Annotated in this window: 17 protein-coding genes, 1 tRNA gene and 1 riboswitch; of the genes, 12 read left to right on the forward strand and 6 right to left on the reverse strand. The window is 63.3% G+C overall.

Features of this window, described 5'->3' with window-relative positions:
* Positions 1–15 precede the first annotated feature (15 nt).
* From JXQ94_RS01000 to JXQ94_RS01010, 3 genes are read left to right on the forward strand one after another with little or no spacing between them, the layout of a single operon-like run.
* Positions 16–792 carry a DUF1194 domain-containing protein gene (locus JXQ94_RS01000; RefSeq protein WP_421921965.1) on the forward strand — a complete coding sequence of 259 codons (777 nt, stop codon included), beginning with the start codon at positions 16–18 and terminating at the stop codon, positions 790–792.
* Positions 789–1,589, forward strand: a complete 801-nt coding sequence (locus JXQ94_RS01005) for a DUF1194 domain-containing protein (RefSeq protein ID WP_421921966.1) — start codon at positions 789–791, stop codon at positions 1,587–1,589. Before JXQ94_RS01000 ends, JXQ94_RS01005 begins: the two co-directional genes overlap by 4 nt.
* A complete protein-coding gene (locus tag JXQ94_RS01010; protein ID WP_421921967.1) occupies positions 1,586–2,803 on the forward strand; it encodes a lytic murein transglycosylase in 1,218 nt (405 codons plus the stop codon). Before JXQ94_RS01005 ends, JXQ94_RS01010 begins: the two co-directional genes overlap by 4 nt.
* Here JXQ94_RS01010 and JXQ94_RS01015 read toward each other — a convergent pair.
* Both JXQ94_RS01015 and JXQ94_RS01020 read right to left on the reverse strand, forming a co-directional pair.
* Positions 2,791–4,605 carry an ATP-binding protein gene (locus tag JXQ94_RS01015; RefSeq protein WP_421921968.1) on the reverse strand — a complete coding sequence of 605 codons (1,815 nt, stop codon included), beginning with the start codon at positions 4,603–4,605 and terminating at the stop codon, positions 2,791–2,793. The genes JXQ94_RS01010 and JXQ94_RS01015 overlap by 13 nt on opposite strands.
* Positions 4,606–4,690: 85 nt before the next feature.
* Positions 4,691–5,965 carry an MFS transporter gene (locus JXQ94_RS01020; RefSeq protein WP_421921969.1) on the reverse strand — a complete coding sequence of 425 codons (1,275 nt, stop codon included), beginning with the start codon at positions 5,963–5,965 and terminating at the stop codon, positions 4,691–4,693.
* Between the two features lie 186 nt (positions 5,966–6,151).
* Between JXQ94_RS01020 and motA the strand changes: the two genes are divergently transcribed.
* The 3 genes from motA to mnmD all read left to right on the forward strand — a co-directional run bounded on the left by motA (position 6,152) and on the right by mnmD (position 9,450).
* Complete coding sequence (gene motA / locus JXQ94_RS01025) at positions 6,152–7,024, forward strand: flagellar motor stator protein MotA (protein ID WP_421921970.1); 873 nt, start codon at positions 6,152–6,154, stop codon at positions 7,022–7,024.
* A 120-nt stretch (positions 7,025–7,144) separates the two neighbouring features.
* Positions 7,145–7,711, forward strand: coding sequence for an RBBP9/YdeN family alpha/beta hydrolase (locus tag JXQ94_RS01030; protein WP_421921971.1), 567 nt, complete (start codon positions 7,145–7,147; stop codon positions 7,709–7,711).
* A complete protein-coding gene (mnmD, locus tag JXQ94_RS01035) occupies positions 7,708–9,450 on the forward strand; it encodes a tRNA (5-methylaminomethyl-2-thiouridine)(34)-methyltransferase MnmD (RefSeq protein ID WP_421921972.1) in 1,743 nt (580 codons plus the stop codon). Before JXQ94_RS01030 ends, mnmD begins: the two co-directional genes overlap by 4 nt.
* A 10-nt stretch (positions 9,451–9,460) precedes the next feature.
* Here the strand turns inward: mnmD and JXQ94_RS01040 are convergent, their stop codons facing one another.
* Positions 9,461–9,700, reverse strand: coding sequence for a hypothetical protein (locus JXQ94_RS01040; protein ID WP_421921973.1), 240 nt, complete (start codon positions 9,698–9,700; stop codon positions 9,461–9,463).
* A 147-nt stretch (positions 9,701–9,847) separates the two neighbouring features.
* Here JXQ94_RS01040 and JXQ94_RS01045 point away from each other — a divergent pair, with 147 nt between their 5' ends.
* The 5 genes from JXQ94_RS01045 to JXQ94_RS01065 all read left to right on the forward strand — a co-directional run bounded on the left by JXQ94_RS01045 (position 9,848) and on the right by JXQ94_RS01065 (position 15,520).
* Positions 9,848–10,732, forward strand: a complete 885-nt coding sequence (locus JXQ94_RS01045; protein WP_421921974.1) for a WecB/TagA/CpsF family glycosyltransferase — start codon at positions 9,848–9,850, stop codon at positions 10,730–10,732.
* 33 nt (positions 10,733–10,765) lie between these two features.
* A riboswitch (cobalamin riboswitch) is annotated at positions 10,766–10,960 on the forward strand.
* 112 nt (positions 10,961–11,072) lie between these two features.
* A complete protein-coding gene (locus tag JXQ94_RS01050) occupies positions 11,073–12,971 on the forward strand; it encodes a TonB-dependent receptor plug domain-containing protein (protein WP_421921975.1) in 1,899 nt (632 codons plus the stop codon).
* The gene (locus JXQ94_RS01055; protein ID WP_421921976.1) at positions 12,907–13,773 is read left to right on the forward strand and encodes an ABC transporter substrate-binding protein; all 867 of its coding nucleotides are present in this window, start codon (positions 12,907–12,909) and stop codon (positions 13,771–13,773) included. The genes JXQ94_RS01050 and JXQ94_RS01055 overlap by 65 nt, the downstream gene beginning before the upstream one ends.
* Positions 13,773–14,753: a FecCD family ABC transporter permease gene (locus JXQ94_RS01060; RefSeq protein ID WP_421921977.1), complete on the forward strand. Its 981-nt coding sequence runs from the start codon at positions 13,773–13,775 to the stop codon at positions 14,751–14,753. The genes JXQ94_RS01055 and JXQ94_RS01060 overlap by 1 nt, the downstream gene beginning before the upstream one ends.
* On the forward strand, positions 14,750–15,520 hold the full coding sequence (locus tag JXQ94_RS01065) for an ABC transporter ATP-binding protein (protein WP_421921978.1): 771 nt from the start codon (positions 14,750–14,752) through the stop codon (positions 15,518–15,520). The genes JXQ94_RS01060 and JXQ94_RS01065 overlap by 4 nt, the downstream gene beginning before the upstream one ends.
* Here the strand turns inward: JXQ94_RS01065 and JXQ94_RS01070 are convergent.
* The 3 genes from JXQ94_RS01070 to JXQ94_RS01080 form a co-directional block, all read right to left on the reverse strand.
* On the reverse strand, positions 15,513–16,601 hold the full coding sequence (locus JXQ94_RS01070) for a P-loop NTPase (RefSeq protein WP_421921979.1): 1,089 nt from the start codon (positions 16,599–16,601) through the stop codon (positions 15,513–15,515). The two genes, JXQ94_RS01065 and JXQ94_RS01070, sit on opposite strands and share 8 nt — an antisense overlap.
* 81 nt (positions 16,602–16,682) lie before the next feature.
* Positions 16,683–17,501 (reverse strand): Stf0 family sulfotransferase, encoded by an 819-nt coding sequence (locus JXQ94_RS01075; RefSeq protein ID WP_421921980.1) that lies wholly within the window; start codon positions 17,499–17,501, stop codon positions 16,683–16,685.
* A 110-nt stretch (positions 17,502–17,611) separates the two neighbouring features.
* Positions 17,612–17,686: transfer RNA gene (locus tag JXQ94_RS01080), tRNA-Val, on the reverse strand.
* A gap of 323 nt (positions 17,687–18,009) precedes the next feature.
* Here JXQ94_RS01080 and JXQ94_RS01085 point away from each other — a divergent pair.
* Entirely contained in the window at positions 18,010–21,057 is a 3,048-nt protein-coding gene (locus tag JXQ94_RS01085; RefSeq protein WP_421921981.1) for a TonB-dependent receptor plug domain-containing protein, read from the forward strand.
* The last annotated feature ends 30 nt before the right edge of the window (positions 21,058–21,087 follow it).

A 21,087-nucleotide genomic window follows, 5' to 3' on the forward strand; every position in this document is an offset into this window, starting at 1 on the left:
CATAGTGTGCGCGGCATGACAGGCTTGGGTAAGACATGTGCCGCCGCGCTGGCGGCCTTTTTCGTGGCTGGATCGGCGGCTCTCGCGGTTCAGCCCGGTTCGATCGATGTGGATGTCGAGCTCGTGCTTGCCGTCGATATTTCCTATTCCGTGGACGAGGAGGAGGCGCGCCGTCAGCGCGAGGGCTATGTTGCGGCCCTGGCCTCCGAGGACGTGATCCGGTCCATCCAGGGTGGACCGCTTGGACGCATCGCTGTGACCTATGTCGAATGGGCGGATCGCGGATTCCAGCGCTCCGCAGCCGACTGGACAGTGATCGGTTCGGAAGAAGATGCGCTGGCCTTCGCCTCGCGTGTCGCCGCGGCTCCGCTCGAGCGCGGCCACTATACCGCGATCGGCGCGGCGATCGCTGATGCGGTCGAGCGGATCGAGACCAATGCCTATAACGCGCCGCGCCTGATCATCGATATTTCCGGCGACGGTCCGCAAAATCAGGGCCTGCCCCTGGAGCAGGCCCGTGCCCTGGCGGATCAGGCGCAGGTCGTGGTCAATGGACTGCCGGTCATTTCGTCCGGAGACGGGCGCTGGGTGCGGCCGGTCGAGGTCAATCTCGACGATTATTTCCGCGAGAATGTGATCACCGGACCGGGCGCCTTCGTGCTGCCGGCACGGACCGAGGATGAATTCCGCGAGGCGATCCTGCGTAAATTGATCATCGAGATTGCCGGTGCCTTGCCGAGCCATGGTGAAGTCGACCCGCTTTACGGCACCGAGGCCGGCCGCGCGCCGTGAGACGTGGATTCGCACTTTCCGGCGCCATCGCCGTGGCCCTGACGCTTGGCGCCAGTGCGCGCGTGCCCGCGCCCTGGGTGAGCGAAGCCCGTCCGCATGAATACACCGAGGATGGCCGCGAGCTGGTTGACCTGGAGCTTGTCCTTGCGGTCGACGTATCGTCCTCGATCGACGAGACCGAGGCCCGGCGCCAACGTGAGGGTCATGTCGCGGCGCTCGCCGATCCGGACATCATCTCGGCCATCCAGAGCGGCGGCTATGGTCGCATTGCCGTTGTGTATCTTGAATGGGCAGACGGGGATTTCCAGCGTGTGGTGGCGCCCTGGACAGTGATCGAGACCGAGGCCGACGCCCAGGCCTTTGCCGCTAGCCTGGCGACCGCCCCCTTTGTTTCTGGTCGACGGACGGCCATCGGGGCGGCGATCGAAAGCTCGGTCACGCTGATGGAAGAGAACGCGTTCGAGGGCGTGCGCCAGGTCATCGATATATCCGGCGACGGACCGCAGAATTCCGGCTCCAGCCTGAGCCTGGCGCGTCAGCGGGCCGAGGACGCGAATATCACCATCAATGGTCTGCCGATTGCCGGCGGCCGCCAGCACCCTTTCCGTCCCTCTGTCTCGATTGATGTCAGCGCCTATTTCGAAAATCAGGTGATCGCCGGGCCGGGCGCCTTTATTTCGCCCAGTAATGAGCATGATGATTTCGTGGACGCGCTGCGGCGCAAGCTTATTATCGAAATTGCCGGGCTCGATCCGCATCTTCTTCTCGAGCCGGCTGTGCTCGTGAGGAATGGATGATCCGTCGACTGCTCGTACTTGCTGCCACCGCTTGCCTGTTCACATCACCCGCCCTGGCCCAGCCAGACGGTGAAAGCTTCGCCGATTGGCGCGGAGATTTTCGGACCCGCTTGATCGCCACAGGTGTGGAAGAGGCGACCGCCGCGGACATGCTGGACGGGCTCGAGCCGGAAATGCGCATCATTGATCGCGATCGCAGCCAGCCCGAATTCGTGCGGCCGATCTGGTCCTATCTCGACATCGCCGCCTCGGATCTGCGTATCGCCAATGGCCGGGATGTCTATGCCGAGAACCGCGCGGCCGTTGATGCGATCGCCGCCCATTTCGGGGTCCGGCCGGAAATCCTGATAGCGATCTGGGGCCTGGAAAGCTCTTACGGCGCCATTCCCGGTAATAATGACATCGTACAGGCGCTTGCGACGCTTGCCTGGGAAGGGCGTCGCCGAAACTGGGCCGAGGCTCAGCTGATTGCCGTCGCGGAAATGCTGGAGTCCGGCTATGCCACGCGTGCCCAGCTCACGGGCTCCTGGGCCGGTGCCATGGGCCAGATGCAATTCATCCCGACCACCTATCTCGAGCGCGCCCACGACTGGGATGGAGATGGGACCCGCAATATCTGGACCGACCCGCACGACGCCTTGGCCTCCGCGGCCAATCTCCTCGCCCGGGCCGGCTGGCGCGACGGTGCCCCGGCCATTCTGGAAGTCGCGGTGCCGGACGGTTTCGATTTTGACGCCTGGGACCCGGGCCAGTCACGCTTGGTCAGTCAGTGGGCCCTGCTCGGGCTGACGCCGGCTGCGGGCGAATGGGAGGCGGATCATCTGATGCGCGCGGCGCGGCTGGAATTGCCGGCAGGCGGGCAGGGTCCGGGCTTCCTGACCTTCCCCAATTTCCGGGTTATCAAGCAGTATAATAACTCCACCTCCTACGCGATCGGGGTGGCCCATCTGGCCGACCGTATCGCCGGTGACGCGGCCTTGGTGGGGCCCTGGCCCGAGGGCAATCCGCCGATCAATCGGAGCCAGACCCGTGATGTCCAGGCCGCGCTCAATGCGTTGGGCTTTGACAGTGGAACGCCTGATGGCCTGGCCGGGCCGAATACACGGGCCGCGCTGCGTGCATTCCAGCGGGCCAACGGCCTGATCGCCGACGGGTATCTGGGCCGAACCATGTTTGATGCGGTGATTGCCGTGCAAGCCGCTCAGGCGGACTGACGACCGGGACTCGATTCCGGCGTGTCGGCCGTCGGCGTAGCCAGCTCGGCGCGGATCTGATTGAGCAGACTGTTGAGCTTGCGTGGGTCGATGGGCTTGGCGAGATGGCGGTCCATGCCGGCTGCCCGGTATTCCGCTATTTGTTCAGTCAGAACATTCGCGGTGACCGCGATGACCGGGACGCGCGGCCGGTTTTCGCGGATTTCCAGCTGACGGATGCGCCGCGTTGCTTCGATCCCATCCATGTCCGGCATCTGCACATCCATCAGGACGACATCGATATCGCCACGGATGTTGACCGAAGCGATCGCCTCCAGTCCGCTATCGGCCTGAATGACATCGATATTGTGTTTGGCCAGCATGCTTTGCAGGACGAGGCGATTGGTTGCGACGTCGTCGACGATGAGGGCGACAAGTTTGCGGCTCTGGTCTGTTGCGGGCTTTGTTTCTTCGACGATCACCGGGGCTTGGGCGCGCGGCAGGTTGAGCACGACCGTAAAGATCGAGCCACAGCCCTCGCGCGAGCGCACTGAGATGTCGCCGCCCATCATCTTCGCAAGATGATGGCAGATCGGCAGTCCGAGGCCGGTCCCGCCATAGGAGCGGGTTGTGGAGCTGTCGGCCTGGGTGAAGGGCGCAAAAATGCTCTGGAGTTTTTCAGCCGGGACGCCGATGCCGGTATCCGCGACACAGATTTCGACCCGGTCATGGCCCGGCTTGTCCGTGGCCGAACAGCGGATCGAGACGGTTATCGTCCCCATCTGTGTGAACTTGATGGCATTGCCGACCAGATTGGTCAGGATCTGTCGCAACCGGGTCGGGTCGGCTTGATACCAGCCCTCGGCGCTGCGATCGATTGTGGCTTCCAGCTCAAGTCCTTTCTCTCGGCACGCAGGGCGGAAGGCCGAAACCGTCCAGTCCAGCGCCTGACCAAGCGAAACCTCGATGGTCTCCAGCTCGATCTCTCCTGCCTCGATCTTGGACAGGTCCAGCACATCATTGACGACTGACAGAAGCAGGTCACCGGACGCTGCGATTGTTTTGACCATCTGGCTTTGACGATCGTCCAGCCTGGTGTCGCGCAAGACGGTGGCCATGCCCAGGACACCGTTCAGGGGCGTGCGGATTTCATGGCTCATCTGGGCCAGGAAAACCGATTTGGCCGCATTGGCGCGTTCCGCGGATTCCCGAGCATCATGCAAGGCCTGGATCGAGCGACTGATGGCGCGTGCGGCCGGCCGGAAGATCAGGAGGGCTTCCAGTGCCAGGGTTATCAAGGTGAGGATGAAGGCGGTCCATTCGAGGCGCCGGAAATTGTTCACCCGGGCGCTCGCAGCGGCCTCGAACGCACCGGTGGCGGCGTTGAGACGCGGCAGGACGTCCTGCGATGTGAGGAAAAGCTGGGCGACCGGCTCGATCGCGAAACCCTCGGCGCGCGCGCGTTCGGCCAATGCAATCAGATTGCGGCTCTCCCGGTCCACCTGCCATGGCTCACCGAAGTAAATCTCGGTGAGGATGGCATCGGCTTCGGCAGCGATGACCAGCTCGTCGTGCGAGAGGCGGAACAGGTCGAGCGCGGCACTGAATTCGGCGGTCTCGGCGGCGCCGGGCGCGATCGGGTGGTTGGCCAGAAGAGCGAGGCGCTGGCTCAGCATGCGCTGGCGTCCTGCTTCATTGATCATCCTACCATCATCTTCTGCCTGGCTTGCCGCGAATTGACTCAGCGCAAGCAGGAATGCCGCGAGCGCGGCGATCAGGCCGAGGGCAATGGCATAGCGAAGGGTGAGTTGCTGGCCGTTCATGGAGGATGCGCGCGAAAACGTCTGGGGCCCCTACGTGTATCGAAATATGACTAACGGGGTGTTGAGATGTCCGGCCCACGGTCGTCTAGACGTCCGGCTCGACCTCGACAACGTCGACGGCCCGGCGGATGCCGGGGTGGTACCAGGCAATGAGAACCGCGATCACACTGAGAACAACGGCAACATAATAGGGCACGACATGGCCCAGCTGGTTGTACATGAACAGCCCGCCGACCGGCCCGATGATGAAGCCGAGCCCGGCGGTCGCGGTGGTCAGGCCGGCGGCGCGGCCCTGTTCTTCCGGCGTCACTGCAATCGAGGCGCCACCGACAAAGCCGGATCGCGACAGGCCGAAGGCGAAGCTGATGAGGATATAGGCTGTGACAATGCCGGCGTAATTGGGGGCGATGATCATCAGGCCGAACCCGGCAATGGTGATGATGGCGCCCAGCGTCATCAGCACGCGCGGGCTGGCCTTGAGGGCAGGGATGACGACCAGTTGGGCGATAATCAGCGCGCCTGCGCCGGCGGCCAGGGCGATCGCGGACATCTGCAAGCCCTGATTCTCGTCCAGCCCGAGAGAATCCATGATGAAGAAGGCCAGGGTCGACAGGCTCAGTGACTGGACGATCCAGGTCACACAGCCATAGCCGACAAAGGGCGCAATGCGTGGATCGGCGGCGAAGGCGAATTGCCTGAACGGGTTGATCGGGCGGTTTTGCTGTTTGGGCGGTGATTGTTCGGGCAGATAATGCCAGACCGCCCAGGCGCCCAGCGCGACAGTGGCCGAGATGATCACCATGAAGACCGGCACGCCGACCAGTTCGACCAGGGTCGCGGCGAGGGTCGGGCCGATGACCGCGCCCATGCCGAAAGCCGCCGTGAGCCCCGCCAGGGCTTCGGTCCGTTCGGCCGGGCTCGTCCGGTCGGCGACATAAGCCTGCGCGGCCGGATTGGTGGCCGAGCCCAGCGAGCCGAACAGGGTCCGCGCCAGGGCCATCGCGAAAATGGCGGCCAGAGGCGGCACCCAGCCGCTCTCCCCGGCCCAGGCCGCGGCAGCGAAAATCAGGGTGGAGCAGGCGAAAGCCGACAGTCCGAAGACGATGAAGGGCTTGCGGCCGCGGCGATCGGAGAGGGCGCCCCAGATCGGGGTCATGGTCATGAATAGCACGGCCGACACCGTATAGATCGCCCCGACCCAATATTCCGGCACGGCCAGCCCACGCGCCAGCGGCGGCAGGATGGCAAACAGCATGTTATTGCCGATCCCGGTCGCCATCAGGCACAGGAAGAGCAGGCGAAAGGCATTGCGCCGCTCGGTCTGGCTGGACGGGTTGGACGGATCATAGGGCGGCGTCATGGTGGCAGAACTAGACCGCCTCCCGGCAAGCGTCCAACATCAAAACCGAAAGGCGGCCATCTGTTATTGCCGACCGCCTCCGGTAAACAGCCATCTAACGCCCGTTCAACCGGACATTAAGCTTACCGCGTCATAGTGCCCTCAAATCGGGTGGAAAACCGCCTGGCAGATGTGGTGGACGGGTAGATGTTTCAGATTATCGGCATTGTCGTCGTTTTCGTGATGGTGTTTGGCGGCTTTTCGCTCGCCGGCGGTCATTTCGACGTTATCATGAAGGCCTTGCCCTTCGAGATGATGATGATTGGCGGCGCCGCCGTCGGCGCTTTCCTGATCGGCAACAAGCCGAAAACGGTGATGAAGACGCTGGGCGATCTGTCCAAGATCTTCACCGGCTCGAAGTGGAAGGGTCAGGATTATACCGACCTCTTGTCATTGTTGTTCCTGCTAACAAAAACAATGAAGACAAAAGGGGTGATTGCGCTGGAAAGCCATATCGAAAACCCCACCGAGAGCACGATTTTCACCCGGTATCCGCGCATCATGAAGGACCATTTCGCGGTCGACTTCATCTGCGACACGCTGCGGATGATGACGATGAACCTCGAAGATCCGCACCAGGTCGAAGACGCGATGGAAAAACAGCTGGAAAAGCACCATCACGAAGCCGCTGACCCGGCCCACGCCATGCAGACCATGGCCGATGGCCTGCCCGCCCTGGGTATCGTGGCGGCCGTGCTCGGCGTCATCAAGACGATGGGCGCGATCGAGAGCCCGCCGGCCGTTCTGGGCGGCTATATCGGTGGCGCTCTGGTCGGGACTTTCCTGGGCGTGTTCATCGCCTACGGCTTTGTCGGTCCGTTCGCGGCCTACATGCAGGCCGTCTACGACGAAGAGCATGCCTTCTACAAGATCATCCAGGATGTGCTGGTGGCACACCTGCACGGCAATGCTGCCCAGATCTCGGTCGAGATCGGTCGCGGTGGCGTGCCCTCCAAGATCCAGCCGAGCTTTGCCGAGCTGGAAACAGCCCTGGACGCAATTCCCGCCGAAGCCGCCTGATCAAACAAGGCGCACACGGGTTACTGGCGCGGAGTCTTTCGACTCCGCGCCCTTATTTTTTGTGCAATCGGCCAACCCGCCGGGGCTGGCAGCGCTGCGTTTTGGGTTTAGAAGGGCGGCATGAAAATCAAGGACAGCGAAATTCTCATCGTGCCCGGACTTGGCAATGCCTCTCCCTTTCATTGGCAGAGCCGCTGGCAGAACAATATGTCCACGGCGCGCCGGGTCGAGCAGGACGATTGGGACCGGCCCCGGCGTGATGCCTGGACGGCCCGTCTGGTCGAAGAGGTCGAAAAGGCGGGCAAGCCGGTCATCCTCGTGGCGCATTCCGTTGGTGTCTTGACCGTGGCCCATGCTGCACCGTCCCTGGTCGGCAAGGTGGCCGGGGCTTTTCTGGTCGGCGCCTCGGACTGGGAGCGACCCGAGCTCAAGGACAAGTATGGCAATCACGGGTTCGACCCGGTGCCGCGAACGCCGCTGGGCTTTCCCGGCCTGATGCTCGCCAGCTCCAATGATCCGACCTGCAAGTTGATCAAGGCCGAGGCCTGGGCGCGCGACTGGGGCGTCCGTTTCGGTGACGCCGGCGAGGCCGGACATTTTGAACCTGAAAGCGGTCATGGGCCCTGGCCTGAAGGCCTGATGGCCTTTGCAAAATTCACCCAATCCCTGAGTGCGCAGCCGGGATGACGACGGACGGGCTGTATTGTGCGCCCGCCGTGCTCGACTGGTCGCAGGCCAGCGGACCGCGGGCCAGCGATTATGGCGACGTCTATTTCTCCGCCGAGGATGGGCTCGCGGAGACCCAGGCGGTTTTCCTGAAGGCCTGCCAGCTGCCCGAGGCCTGGGCGGGACGCCGAGGGTTCGTGGTTGGGGAGCTGGGCTTTGGAACGGGCCTCAATGCGTTGGGTCTCTGGCAACTCTGGCGCGATGAAGGGGCCGCCGATGGCTGGCTCGACTTCATCTCGGTCGAAAAACACCCGCTCGACCGTGACGCCGCCGCGCGGGCGCTTGCCGCTTGGCCGCATCTTGCCGATCTGTCCGCGCGTTTGCTCGCACAATGGCCAAGCCGGCTGAAAGGTCCGCAACGACTGGTTTTCCCCGAGGATCGTTTCGCCATCACGATTTTCCAGGACGAGGCAGAGGCGGCGCTGGCGCAGATGAGAGGGCCGGTGGATGCCTGGTTCCTTGACGGCTTCGCGCCGGACCGGAATGCCGCCATGTGGTCGCAAAATGTGTTCAACCGGATCGCTGAATTATCCGCTCCCGGTGCCCGGGTCGGAACCTTTACCGTCGCGGGCTTTGTCCGCCGGGGTCTGGCCGAGGCCGGATTCGACGTCGCCAAACAGCCGGGCTTCGGGCGCAAGCGCGAAAGGCTGGAAGCGATCTGGCCGGGCCAGCCAGACACGTCGAGGCGCGGGATTGACGGGGGTCAGGTCGCCGTGGTCGGGGCCGGTATTGCCGGGGCATCCCTCGTCCACGCCCTGCGCGCGCGCGGCATTGAAACGTTGCTGATCGATGCCGGTGGACCGGCTTCCGGCGCCTCGGGTGCGCCCGCCGGCCTCCTGACGCCGCGACTGGAAAAGGCCGATCGATCGCATGTCCGCGCAATGCTCGCGGCCTTTGATTTTGCGCGCCGTCTCTATGACGGGCGGGACGGGTTTCACGCTGAACCCGTCATTCGCCTGCCCCGGGATGACCGTGAGGCCGACCGTTTCGCCGTGCTTGCTGACTGGATGCCGGATCATCTGGTCTGGACAGGCACGCAGCTGGAACTGATCAGCGCCGGTCGTTTCGAGCCTCGCCGCCTCGTCAGCGCGCTGATGGAAGGTCAGCCGTGCCGATCAGCCCGTATCGCGAAGATTGAGGCCGGGAATGGCACGGTTCGCCTCCTGGATGGCGGCGGTGGGCATGTGGCAGAGGTGGCGCATGTCATCCTGGCTGCGGGTGCCGGAATGGCGGATTTTCATGGCGATATCGAGTTGAGCGCCGGACAAGTGACGGTGTTTGACGGCGAGGCACCGGAAACCCCGGTCAGTTGGGGCCATTATGCCTGCCGGGCCGGTGACGGCGTGCTGGTCGGGGCGACTCATGTCCGCGGCCGGCATGTCCTGCCTGATGAGGACGCTGACGCGGGTTTTCGTGCCGCCATGGCAGAGCGATTGCCGATGGTCACACTGGGCCCGGTTCAGGAAAGGTGGGGTAGTGTCCGTGCCGCGACGCCGGACCGCCTGCCCCTTCTGGGACCAGTTGGAGCGGGCCTGTCTGTTCTGGGGGGGCTGGGCTCGCGCGGCTTCGCGCATGCGCCCCTGCTGGCCGAAGTGCTGGTCAGTGACCTGACCGGGGGCGGGGCTGTGCTGGAAAAGGCCGGACTCGCCGCGCTCTCACCGGAGCGCTTTGCCGAACGGCGCGCCCGCAAGGGCCGCTAGCGACGCTTCGCTAGAGGGTCACGCGATAGCTGGGCGTCTCGACCGCGCCGATCCGCAAGGCGGCGAGTGGACAGCCGGAATTCAGGCATTCCACATGCAGGTCGATATCGAGGCCGCGCTGGCGCGAGACTTCCAGTTCCACCGGGCCGACCGAGACGGCCACTGCGGCGCCCGCCGCATAGGGAAGCGCCACGGGCAGACCCAGCGTGCTCGTCATCAAGCATCCGATCAGCGCTGTCTTGGTCAACATCTGTCTCTCCGCGAATGTGTGCCTCGATCCTGTGATGCCGCCAACGCGCCATTTGGATGCAAGGCGTCCGGCAAAAGCGGCGCGGCTTTTGCACAGGTCGCGGGCAAGCGCGCGATCTGACGCGTATCGAGACAAGAGTGGTGCAACATGGTCATGGCTACGGGTGAGAGTTTCGTCGACCGGCGTACCGGTTCGCGACATGTCTGGTTTTTGAATTCGGCATTCGACAAAATCGGCATGGATGTCGCTCTGCGCCGGATCGCCGAACGCGCGCCGACCGAGCCCTTCGCCTTCGTCGTGACACCCAATGTCGATCACCTCGTGCGTCTCGAGACCGATACCGTTCTGGCCACGCTTTACGCCCAAGCCTGGCTCACCGTATGCGATAGTCGTGTCCTCGAGCTGATCGGCCGGATTTCCGGCGAGCGGATTGATGTCACCCCTGGTTCGGATCTGACCGAACGCCTGTTCGATACCGTCATTGACCCTGATGCGCCGCTGACCATTATTGGCGGTAATCAGGAAGTGATCGACGCCGTCAGCAAGCGCTACGGGTTGACCGATGTGCGCTGGCACGAACCGCCCATGGGGCTCCGCAACAACCGGGAAGCTGTGGAGGCGTGTGCGCAATTCGTCGCCGATAACCCTTCCCGTTTCGCCTTCTTTTGCGTCGGCTCGCCGCAACAGGAAATGATCGCCGAGGCTTGCCTCGACCGCGGCGATTGTACCGGTGTCGGCTTGTGTGTCGGGGCTTCGCTCGATTTTCTCGCCGGTGCGGCTGAACGGGCCCCGGTCTGGATGCGCGAGGCGCGTCTTGAGTGGTTGCATCGGCTGGCCCAGGAGCCCGCCCGTATGTGGCGCCGCTATCTGGTTGACGGTCCCAAAGTCCTGCTTTTGTGGCGGCGCTGGCGCAAGACGCGCAGCTCCATGCGCAAGCTGGAACAGGCGCTGGGAACACCCGATCGGGTCAAGGAGCGCAATCTTCACCTGCGTATCCGGAATCTCGAGCGACAGCTCGCTTCCCGCGACTGACCCGCATTGATTGCCTTTTGCCGCAGCGCGTCATAGCGTCCGCTCCGTGATGGTTCCCTCACGGGAATAATAGGGAAGCTGGTCAGGCCTTCGGGCCAAGTCCAGCGCTGTTCCCGCAGCCGTAGGTGGCGAGCGGTGAGGCACAAAGCCACTGGGGGTGACCCTGGGAAGGCGCTTCATTCGCATTGACCCGCAAGCCGGAAGACCTGCCGTCACTGTCGTCTGTCCGCTCGTGCGGGAGCTCACGAGACTGGCGCGGTGTTTTCCGTTTCTGACGACTCCTCTGCAACCCGCTCGTGGCCCATCGGTCTCGGGCCTTACTGCTATGGAGACGTGGCAAATGCGTATAAAATCCTGGCACCAGCTTTGTCTGGCCGCCTCATGCCTTGGCTTTCCGGTCTCGGCATTCGCTCAGACGAGCGACGAATCCGAGATCATTTACATCACTGCGGCGCGGATTGCGTTGCCGGCCGATCAAGCCACTTCGAGCATCACGCTTCTGGATGCCGACCTGCTCGAGGCGCGTTCGGCGAGCTTTGCGGCGGACGCGCTGCGGGCCGTGCCCGGGCTCGCTGTATCGCGCTCCGGTGCGCCCGGCTCCTTGACGCAGATCCGGGCTCGCGGCTCGGAAGCCAATCATGTCCTCGTCCTGATCGATGGCGTCGAAGCCTCCAACCCCTTTACCGGCGAGGCTGATTTCTCGCACTACGCATTCGATGACCTGGCCTCGATCGAGGTCGCGCGAGGCGAGCAATCCGCGCTCTGGGGTGCCGATGCGATCGGCGGCGTCATTCGACTCAATTCCCGGCGGCCGCAAAACCGTCTTGACCTCGGAGCCCGCCTTGAAGGCGGGAGTTTCGACACGCGGCGCCTGAGCGTTCAGGTCGGTGGCGAGATCGGGGATCATTGGCTGTCCGGCAGTGCCAGCGACTATCGAAGCGACGGCATTGATGTCGCTGGCCTTGGTGGCGAGCGGGACGGTTACGCCAACACGGTCATTTCACTGTCGGGCGGCTTCCATATCCGCGAAGGTTGGCAGCTGGAGGGCACGGCGCGCCGCATCGCAAGCGAAAGTGAATACGATAGTGATACTGATTTTGATGGTCGGCTCGACAATGTTGATCTGCGCACAGACGGGGACACTGTTCTGGCGCGGTTGGCCCTGCTGGGTGAGCAGCAATGGCGGGATGTCGGGGTCAGTCATGAAGTTGCACTTCAACTCACCGATGACACCTCGCGCTCCCGGTTCTCGGGCGCGCAGACGTCGCGTGCCCTGGGGCAACGCCTTCAGGTCCACTACGAGGTGACCGGGATTTGGGAGACCGGCCCCTATCAGCACCGTCTTACCGGTCTCGTCGAGCATGACCAGGACCGTCTGAAATCCTTTTCGGGTGGGGGTGCCGGTTCCAATCAGACGCGTCGTCTCGAAGCCGATGCGCTGGCGTTTGACTATGGCCTGTCGCGCGGCGCCTTCGATGTAACAGGCTCTGCCCGGCATGACGTCCACTCCCTGTTCGCGGACTCGACGACATGGCGGGTAGGTGCCGGATGGGATTTTGATTCGGTCGGTGGCCGTTTGCGGGCCAATTTTGGCGAGGCGGTGAAGAATCCCGGCATCTATGAGCTATTTGGTTTCTTCCCTGACTTCTTTACCGGAAATCCAGACCTGGCACCGGAAGCGTCCCGCGGTTGGGAAGTCGCCTGGGATCAGAACCTGCTTGCGGGCGCGGCGAGCGTCTCGGTCGTCTATTTCAGCTCCGAGCTGGAGAATGAAATCTATACCGACTTCGGCGCTTTTCCGGCGACGGCGCTGAATGCGGCTACCCGCTCGGATCGGCGAGGTGTGGAAATGTCGGCCGCGTGGGATATTGACCCGGCCTGGTCGCTCTTCGCCTCGGTCAGCCTGCTGGACAGTGAGGAAAGCGGGGTCGCGGAAATCCGCCGCCCGGAACGCCTGGCCTCGCTGACCCTGTCCTGGGCGCCGATAGACGGTCCGTTCTCGGCATCGGCGACGCTCGACCATACCGGTGATCAGACCGACACCGATTTCGGAACTTTCCAGCCGGTCCAGCTGAACGCCTATTCGCTTGTGGGCGGCCAGGTCGGATGGGAGGTCCGTGAGGGCGTCGAAATCTATGCCCGCGGGGAAAACCTGCTCGATGAGGAGTATCAGGATGTCTTCGGCTATCACACGCCGGGTCGCGGCTTGTATCTCGGCCTGCGTCTCGCTCATCGCTAGTCCGGCCCTGGCTGAGGAAGGGGCGGTGCCGCAAGGCGGCATCGCCTCGACTTCGCTATGCGCGGACGCCTACGTTCTGGCCCTGGCACCGGAAGACGGGATCACCGCCCTGTCCTGGCAGGTAGACCAATCGGTCTCGGCGGCGCCACCGTGGTCGCGCGCCTTGCCCCGGGCGTGGCCGGATGCAGCGCGCCTGCTTGAGCTTTCGCCTCAACTGACCGTGTTCGGCACGGGCGAAGGAGGGCGCACGGCTCGGCTGCTCGACCGCGCCGGCTACGACTCTGTCGAGCTTGCTTGGGCCGACGATTTTGGGGGTGTGCGCAATAATCTGATCGCGCTTGGCGCAGCCAGTTCCCGCGAACGCGAAGCCGATCTTGCGATCTCCGAAATCGACCAGCGTCTCGCGCGCCTGGCCGAGCGGGCGGAGGAGCGGCCGCGCCAGCCCCGCATGGTTTATCTGAGTGTGTCGGGTGGTTCTGCCGGTGCCGGAACTTATATCGATGCGGCGATCAACGCCGCAGGCGGCATCAATGTGATGGCCGAGCGGGGAGCAACTGGCTGGACGCGGTCCGACCCGGAACTGGCGCTGGGGCTACAGGCCGATATCGTCCTCACCAGCTTCTTTGTCGACGGCTATGCCAGTACCTTCAATCGCGCCCGCCGGCATACAGCTTACCGGCGACTGCTGGACCATCCGGACCGTGCTGAAATTCCTGCCGGCGTGTGGCCGTGCGCAAGCCCGCGCCTGATCGATGCAGCGGAGTTGATTGCCGATGCGATTGACGCCTGGGAGCGCGACTGATGACACCTCTCAGGCTCAACCTCCTTCTTGCGGTGATCCTCACCCTGGTTTCCGCGATCGCCCTGTTTGCCGGAAGCGGCGGCGCCGGTCCGGCGGCGCTGATCGCTCCCGATGATGCGCTCGGCAGTCTGGTGCTGCGTGAACTACGCCTGCCGCGGGTCCTGCTCGGCATACTCGTGGGTGCGGGGCTTGGTGCCTCGGGTGCTGCCTTGCAGGGTTTTTTCCGTAATCCGCTGGCCGATCCCGGCGTTGTCGGCGTGTCGGCCAGTGCGGGGCTCGGTGCGGTCATCTGTCTTTATTTCGGCCTCTCGTCGCTTTTCGCGCTGGCCCTGCCTGTGGCGGGTGTCATCGGTGCGGCGCTCGGCGTTCTCGCCCTGTTTGCGATTGCCGGGCGCGGTGCCAGCGCAACCACGCTCATTCTCGCCGGTGTTGCGGTCAATGCGACGGCCGGGGCGGTCACCGCCTTGCTGATGAATCTGGCACCAAACCCCTGGGCGCTGGCCGAGATCGCCTATTGGCTCATGGGATCGCTCGGCGATGCCAGCTGGACCGAGGTTGGTTTCGCGGCGCCGGTCATTCTCACTGGTCTGATGGTCCTGGTGCCGTTGGCGCGCGGGCTCGATGCGCTGGGATTGGGTGAGGAAACCGCCCGCTCGCTGGGAATTGGTCTGGGTCGACTGAAGCTTGCGGTCGTGCTGGGGACAGCCCTGGCGGTCGGCGGAGGGGTGGCGGTTGCCGGTGCGATCGGCTTCGTCGGCCTCGTCGTGCCGCATGTCCTGCGGCCGTTTGTAGCCTGGCGAGCCGGCGCATTGATCCTGCCCTCGGCCCTGGGCGGCGCGGTTCTGATTGTCCTGGCCGATCTGGCGACCCGTCTGCTGTCGGGTCCCGGCATTCCTCTCTATCTCGGTGTCCTGACAGCTTTGATCGGTGCGCCTTTCTTCCTCTGGCTTGTCCGTCATACGCAAAGGCGCGCACCATGACCCGTCTCATCCTTGATGCGGTTTCCTATCAGCCGGGGCGAGAGACCCTGTTTGATGACGTTTCGCTATCGTTTGAGGGAAATGGATTGGTCGCGCTGGTCGGTCCCAACGGGGTGGGAAAATCCAGCCTCCTGCGTTTGCTCGCCGGACTGGTGGAACCCGCGCAAGGGCGCGTGGCGCATGACGGGCACGCGCTCGCCGATCTGACAGATCGTGACCGCGCGCAGGCCATCGCCTATCTCCCGCCCGACGGGCGCGCGGCCTGGCCGATCGAGGTGCGTCGCCTGGTGGCGCTTGGCCGTATCCCGCATCTCAAACCCCTGCGCAGCCTGACGGAGGCGGACCGGGCGGCTGTTGATCAGGCGCTTGCGAAAACGGAAGCCGCGCATTTGGCTGACCGGCGTTTTGATACGCTGTCATCGGGCGAGCAGGCGCGGGTGCTTCTCGCTCGGACGCTGTGTGTAGGCGCAGGCATTATCCTGCTCGACGAGCCGACCGCCGCTCTTGATGTGCGTCACCAGCTCGGCGTGCTGGATATTCTGGCGGCTGAGGCCGCGCAGGGCGCGCTCGTGATTGTCTCGCTGCATGCGCTCGAGTTGGCCGCGAGGCGGGCAGACCGGGTGATCGTGCTTGATCACGGACAGGTGCGCGCAGACGGGACGCCTGACCGCGCGCTGAGGCCGGAGGTATTGTCAGAGATATTTGGCGTTCACGCCCCTGATGGCCTTGCGGTCGGCGGATTGCGGTTGGCCGGTCCCGCTAGCTGAGAACGATCTCCGGAGCCGGCTTGTTGGCCTGCTCGGCAGCCTCGAGGGCAGCCAGTGCCGCCTTGCGGAAAGCCTTGCCGACCGGGCCGTCATCAAGGGCGGCGGGTTCTCCGGCATCAGAGCGGGCGCGCAATTCCGGGTGCAGCGGGATGTCGCCGAGATAAGTCAGACCCATGCGCTCGGCCTCGGCGCGGGCACCGCCTTCGCCGAAGATATGGCTGCTCTCGCCGCAATGCGGGCACAGGAAGACGCTCATGTTCTCGATCATGCCCAGCAGGGGGACATGGGTCTGCTCGAACAGGCTCATTGCCTTGCGGGCATCGTCCAGCGCGAGGTCTTGCGGGGTGGAGACGATGACCGCGCCATCCACCGGCATGTCCTGGGCGATGGCGAGCTGGGCATCGCCGGTGCCCGGCGGCATGTCGATGATCAGCACGTCAGGCTGGCCCCAATCGGTGTCCATCATGAATTGCCGGATCGCGCCCTGGACCATGGGGCCGCGCCAGACCACGGCGGCGCCGGGTTTGACCACAAACCCCATGGACACCAGCTTGACGCCATGGGCCTCGATCGGCTGCACGCCGGCATCGGTTTTGCGCAGGCCGGGGACGTCATTCTTCCCGAACAGGCGCGGCGCAGAAGGGCCGTAGATGTCGGCATCCAGCAGGCCGACCTTCAGGCCTTCGCGGGCGAGGGCAACGGCGAGATTGGCGGCGATCGTCGACTTGCCGACACCGCCCTTGCCGGAGGCGACCGCGATAATGCGCTTGGCCGGCTTTTTGCCGGGGGAGGTCGCGGCCTGTTTGGGTGCGGGTCGCCCGGCAGGCTTGGCAGACTGGCCATCGCGGTGAGCGGTCATCACGACCCGCGCCCGATCAATGCCGTCCAGCGCCGTAACAGCGGCTTCGATCTGCGGCTGCAGGCGATCGAGATCGGGCGAGCCGGCGACCGGTGGCTTGACGATGATGGTGGCTGTCTCGCCAGCGATACCGGCCGCTTCAATCCGTCCGGCATCGATCAGGTCTCGCCCGGATTGCTGTTCGGTGATCGTCTTGAGCGCGTCGCGCAGCCGGTCTTCCATCACTCTCTCCCTTGTCGTCTGTGAGAGATAGCGAGGCCGACGGGACAGGGGTAGGGCGCACGCGCAGTTCCCGCTGACGGGTCAGCTCGTGGACATCGGTGTATGGACAAAGGGGCGATGCATGACGAGGCCGGCGAGGAAATCCGCATCCTCCTCGCGATAGCGGGCTTCCCACTCATCCGTCCGCGACGTGCCGACGCGTTCGATCGGACTCGCTTTCACGGTCGGTGTCTCAGGCAATCCGAGTGCATTCGAGAAGAGTCGCACGGCGCGTTCCGGACGGGCCGTAATGTCCTCATAGTACAGGCGGATCGGTTCAATCCCGATGCGTCCGAATTCGCGCTCCCATTTCAATTCTTCATCCTGCAGGAATTTGATCCAGTTGCGCAGCGCGGGCGTGTCATACAGCACGGCATCACGAACTTTGCGGGCATCATCGCTCATCTGGAAGGAGTGCAGGACGCCGGATTGATGGGCGACGTGCATGGAAATGGCCTGGCGCACAATGTTGCGGCGACGCAGATAGAAATAGGTCCAGCTTGGGTCCAGCACGTCATGACGGCGGGTCGCCTGGCGGCCCCAGGTCAGATGGGCGAGTGCCAGTTCGATACCGCTGACGCCGTTCTTCGACGCATAGCGCGCCATGATCCGGCGAAACAGCGTGTCCCAGTCTCCGGAACCGGTTTGGCGCGCCTGGTCTTCGGCCAGCGGGACCGCGAGCCATTCATTCGGAAAGCCGAATTGTTCAGACGCTTTCAGGAGATGCGTAAGAAATGTACTGCCTGAACGTGGAACCAGACAGATCGCGTAGGAACGCTTGATCTCCACAGTGTCCAGCTTGAGCGGGTCGCCACCCTGGTCCGCGCCTTCGGCCGCCAGATAGGTGAACATCTCACTCATGGTCTGATACGGCAGGTCGGCGGTCTCGGGGATCAGCGGCGACTGTGCAGCGCTGCTGATGCGGCCGGGAGAAGGCGGGTTGGCTTGTGTCATGAAAACCTGAGACTTGATGGTGGGCGATACTGGGATTGAACCAGTGACCCCTTCGATGTCAACGAAGTGCTCTCCCGCTGAGCTAATCGCCCATCCGTCTCAAGAGAGCCGGGGTTCTAACCCCACCTTCCGCGGAGCGCAAGCCGTCTCTCGCACCCGAGTTGCAGACCGGCCGGAATTCCCGTCCAACCCTGCGCGCAAACGCGGGAAGGCGCTGCATGGCCGAAGCGTTTCATGGGTCTGACCAGCCTATGACTTTTTTGCAACAATTGAGACAGAAATGCGGCGATGCCGCGACTCCTGCTTTCATCCCCAACCCCGCTCCGACATAGTCCAGATAGGTAGGGTTTAACCCAGCCATCCTGAGATCTGCGCCAAAGCGGATCCGGGAGACACGTAACAAAGGGGTACAATCGTGAGCAATATTTGGGATCGGGAGCGTCTTCTGCGCTCCACCATCCTCGCTGGCTTTGCTGCCGCCGGTCTGACCATCTCGCCGGCCTACGCTCAAGACCAGGACGAGGACGAAGACGAGCAGGCTGAAGAATCCAGTGATGATACCATCGTCATCACCGGTTCTCGTATCCGTCGTGATGCGTTCAGCTCGCCGGCTCCGCTTCAGGTCATCGACAGTGAAGAAATCCGTGACGCCGGTCTGATCGACGCCGCGCAAATTCTTCAGACGTCATCCGTGGCCCAGGGCGTCCAGCTCGACAACGCCATCGCCGGTGCCTTCGTCACCGACGCCGGCCCGGGCTCCAACACCATCACGCTGCGTGGTCTTAATCCTGACCAGACGCTGCTGCTGATCAACGGCCGTCGTGTCGCTCCGTCGGGCGTTGAAGGCGCTCCGTCGCTGCCGAACCTCGACATCATTCCGACCGACGCCATCGCGCGCGTCGACATCCTGCTGGATGGTGCGTCTTCGGTTTACGGTTCTGACGCCGTTGCTGGCGTGGTCAACGTCATCCTGAACGACTCGTTCGATGGCTTCCGCGTTGGTGCCGTGACGTCCACGCCGGAAGAATCCGGTGGTGGCTCGCACCGCTGGAACATGACGATGGGCGATTCTTCCGAGAACGGCCGTTTCATGTTCGCCATGGAATACTTCCATCAGCAGCGCCTGCAGGTTCAGGATCGTGACTACAACTACGATCCGACCGATGGCCTGTATTGCTCGCGCGACATTGAGATCGCGGCTGACGGCTCGCTGCTGTCCGAGTGTGAAGGCTCCATCATCAACCGTATCCGTACTTTCAACTACTATGTTGATGGTGCACCGAGCCTGGCGTCCTACTTCGCCAACCCGGGTCTGTTCAGCACCGACGTGTACTCCACGCCGGGCACGTCGAACTTCGTGAACCCGATCATCGGTTGGTCCACGGGCACGTCGACGGATGAGCAAAACCGTTCGTCCTACCTCGACCAGGCCACGGACGTTATTCCGGACAGCCAGCGTTACTCCTTCCTGTTTACGGGCGATTACACGATCGACCGCATCCTGGGCCAGGAAAACGTGACGGTCTTCACCGAGCTGCTTCACACCAACTCGCAGACGACCTACCGCTCCGGTTACCACGGTCAGATCTTCCCGACCGTTGGCGCCAGCAACCCGTTCAACCCGTTCGGCTTCGATGTTGTTCCGATCTTCGCTTCGCCGATCGAGCGTTCCAACATCGACGTGGAAACCCAGTACACCCGCTTCATGACGGGCGTTCAGGGCGACTGGAGCTTCGCTCCGTCCTGGTCGTACGAGATGTTCGCCGGCTACACCCGTTCGATGGGTTACTCGCGTCGTCCGCAGGTTGACGAAGACCGTCTGACGGCCACGATCGCCACCACCCGCGTTGAAGGCGGTGAGATCGTTTGTGGTTACGACAACTCCAACGTCACGCTGTTCGGCTTCCTGAACCCGGGCAATTGTGTGCCGGTCGATCTCTTCCACCCGAACCTGTACCCGCAAGACACCGCGACTGCTCCGAGCTTCGGTACTCCGGAAGAGTATGACTTCCTGCGCATCGATCGTACGGCGACCACGACGGTTGACCAGCTGATCATGGGTGGTTTCACCACCGGTCCGGTCTTTGAACTGCCGGCTGGTGAAGTGAACGCCGTGATCGGTATTGAATGGCGTCGTGACTCGCTCGACTCCGGTACGGACACCGTGACCTCGCAGGGTCGTGCGGCTGGCTACTTCGCCGACCGTCGCTCTGTTGGCCAAGCGTCCCTGACCGAGTACTACGGCGAGCTGTCGATCCCGCTCGTTTCCGGTGCAGCGTTTGCCGAAGACATCTCCGTTGATCTCGCCGGTCGTCTTACCGACCACGAGTATTATGGTCAGAACTCCACCTACTCGGTGCGTGGTGCTTGGGTTGTCAATGACAGCCTGACCTTCAACGGTACTCTGGGTACGTCCTTCCGTGCTCCGAACCTTCGCGAGCTCTTCCTGGGCGGCCAGACCGGCTTTGCTTCTGGCTTCTCCGATCCGTGTGTGGTTCCGACGGCTGCCAACAATAGCGGCACCTACGACCCGGCCAATGATGGTCGTGATCCGGTTGTGCTTGCGAACTGTGTGGCTGAAGGCGTCGATCCGACGGCTCTGGGCCTGAACGGTGTGTCCTCGATCGAGGCCTTCCGTGCAGGTAACCCGGGTCTCGAGCCTGAAACGTCTGACGCTTTCTCGGTCGGCTTTGTCTTTGACCAGCCGTTCACGGATGCGTTCGATGCGTCACTGCGCGTCAGCTACTGGGGTATCGAAGTCCAGGATTCCATCGCGATCCCGGGCACGGCCTTCTCGCTGTCTCAGTGCTACAACTCGACCAACTTCCCGAATGACCCGTTCTGTGCTCGCCGTACGCGTGACACGAACACCGGTCAGCTGCTGCTCGTTGACAACACGCCGTTCAACGTTGCGACGCAGGAAGCTACGGGTTGGGACTTCAACGGTCGTTTCAACATGGACATCGATCTGTTCGGTGGCTTCAACTACGACATGAACGGTACGTTCACGAAGTCTGAAGAGATCCTGAGCCAGACCACGGCTGCTTCCGACACCAACAACTTCGTTGGTGACTGGGGTAACCCGGAATGGCGCGGCACCGTGAACAACCGTTTCGACTTTGGTGACTGGAACATCAACTGGCGCATCCGCTACCTGGGTGAGCAGGCTTCCATCTCCAACGTCGTGGGTGTCAACTACGGTGATCGTCTGCAGGCGGCTTCCGAGCTCGGTGGCGATGCCGTCGACAGCTGGGATGCGGTCTACTATCACGACCTTTCCACCAACTGGGAAATGGACACTTGGGGCATCACCGTCGGCATCAATAACGTGCTCGACGAAGATCCGGCTGTTGTTGACCAGAACGCTTCTGGCGCAACCCAGGGCTCGGGCAGTGAAGTGCTCGGTTCCGGTTACGACCTCCTTGGTCGTCGCCTCTACGTCAACGTCCGCAAGGCCTGGTAAGTCCCAGACCTTTGACGACAAGGATCGGGG

This window comes from Maricaulis maris, assembly GCF_049116555.1.
Taxonomy (GTDB): domain Bacteria; phylum Pseudomonadota; class Alphaproteobacteria; order Caulobacterales; family Maricaulaceae; genus Maricaulis; species Maricaulis maris_C.

Coding starts and splice junctions, on each gene's coding strand:
- JXQ94_RS01000 (WP_421921965.1), top strand. CDS start 16: ATGACAGGCTTGGGTAAGACATGTGCCGCCGCGCTGGCGGCCTTTTTC.
- JXQ94_RS01010 (WP_421921967.1), top strand. CDS start 1,586: ATGATCCGTCGACTGCTCGTACTTGCTGCCACCGCTTGCCTGTTCACA.
- JXQ94_RS01015 (WP_421921968.1), bottom strand. CDS start 4,605: ATGAACGGCCAGCAACTCACCCTTCGCTATGCCATTGCCCTCGGCCTG.
- JXQ94_RS01020 (WP_421921969.1), bottom strand. CDS start 5,965: ATGACGCCGCCCTATGATCCGTCCAACCCGTCCAGCCAGACCGAGCGG.
- motA (WP_421921970.1), top strand. CDS start 6,152: ATGTTTCAGATTATCGGCATTGTCGTCGTTTTCGTGATGGTGTTTGGC.
- JXQ94_RS01030 (WP_421921971.1), top strand. CDS start 7,145: ATGAAAATCAAGGACAGCGAAATTCTCATCGTGCCCGGACTTGGCAAT.
- mnmD (WP_421921972.1), top strand. CDS start 7,708: ATGACGACGGACGGGCTGTATTGTGCGCCCGCCGTGCTCGACTGGTCG.
- JXQ94_RS01040 (WP_421921973.1), bottom strand. CDS start 9,700: ATGTTGACCAAGACAGCGCTGATCGGATGCTTGATGACGAGCACGCTG.
- JXQ94_RS01045 (WP_421921974.1), top strand. CDS start 9,848: ATGGTCATGGCTACGGGTGAGAGTTTCGTCGACCGGCGTACCGGTTCG.
- JXQ94_RS01050 (WP_421921975.1), top strand. CDS start 11,073: ATGCGTATAAAATCCTGGCACCAGCTTTGTCTGGCCGCCTCATGCCTT.
- JXQ94_RS01055 (WP_421921976.1), top strand. CDS start 12,907: ATGTCTTCGGCTATCACACGCCGGGTCGCGGCTTGTATCTCGGCCTGC.
- JXQ94_RS01060 (WP_421921977.1), top strand. CDS start 13,773: ATGACACCTCTCAGGCTCAACCTCCTTCTTGCGGTGATCCTCACCCTG.
- JXQ94_RS01065 (WP_421921978.1), top strand. CDS start 14,750: ATGACCCGTCTCATCCTTGATGCGGTTTCCTATCAGCCGGGGCGAGAG.
- JXQ94_RS01070 (WP_421921979.1), bottom strand. CDS start 16,601: ATGGAAGACCGGCTGCGCGACGCGCTCAAGACGATCACCGAACAGCAA.
- JXQ94_RS01075 (WP_421921980.1), bottom strand. CDS start 17,501: ATGAGTGAGATGTTCACCTATCTGGCGGCCGAAGGCGCGGACCAGGGT.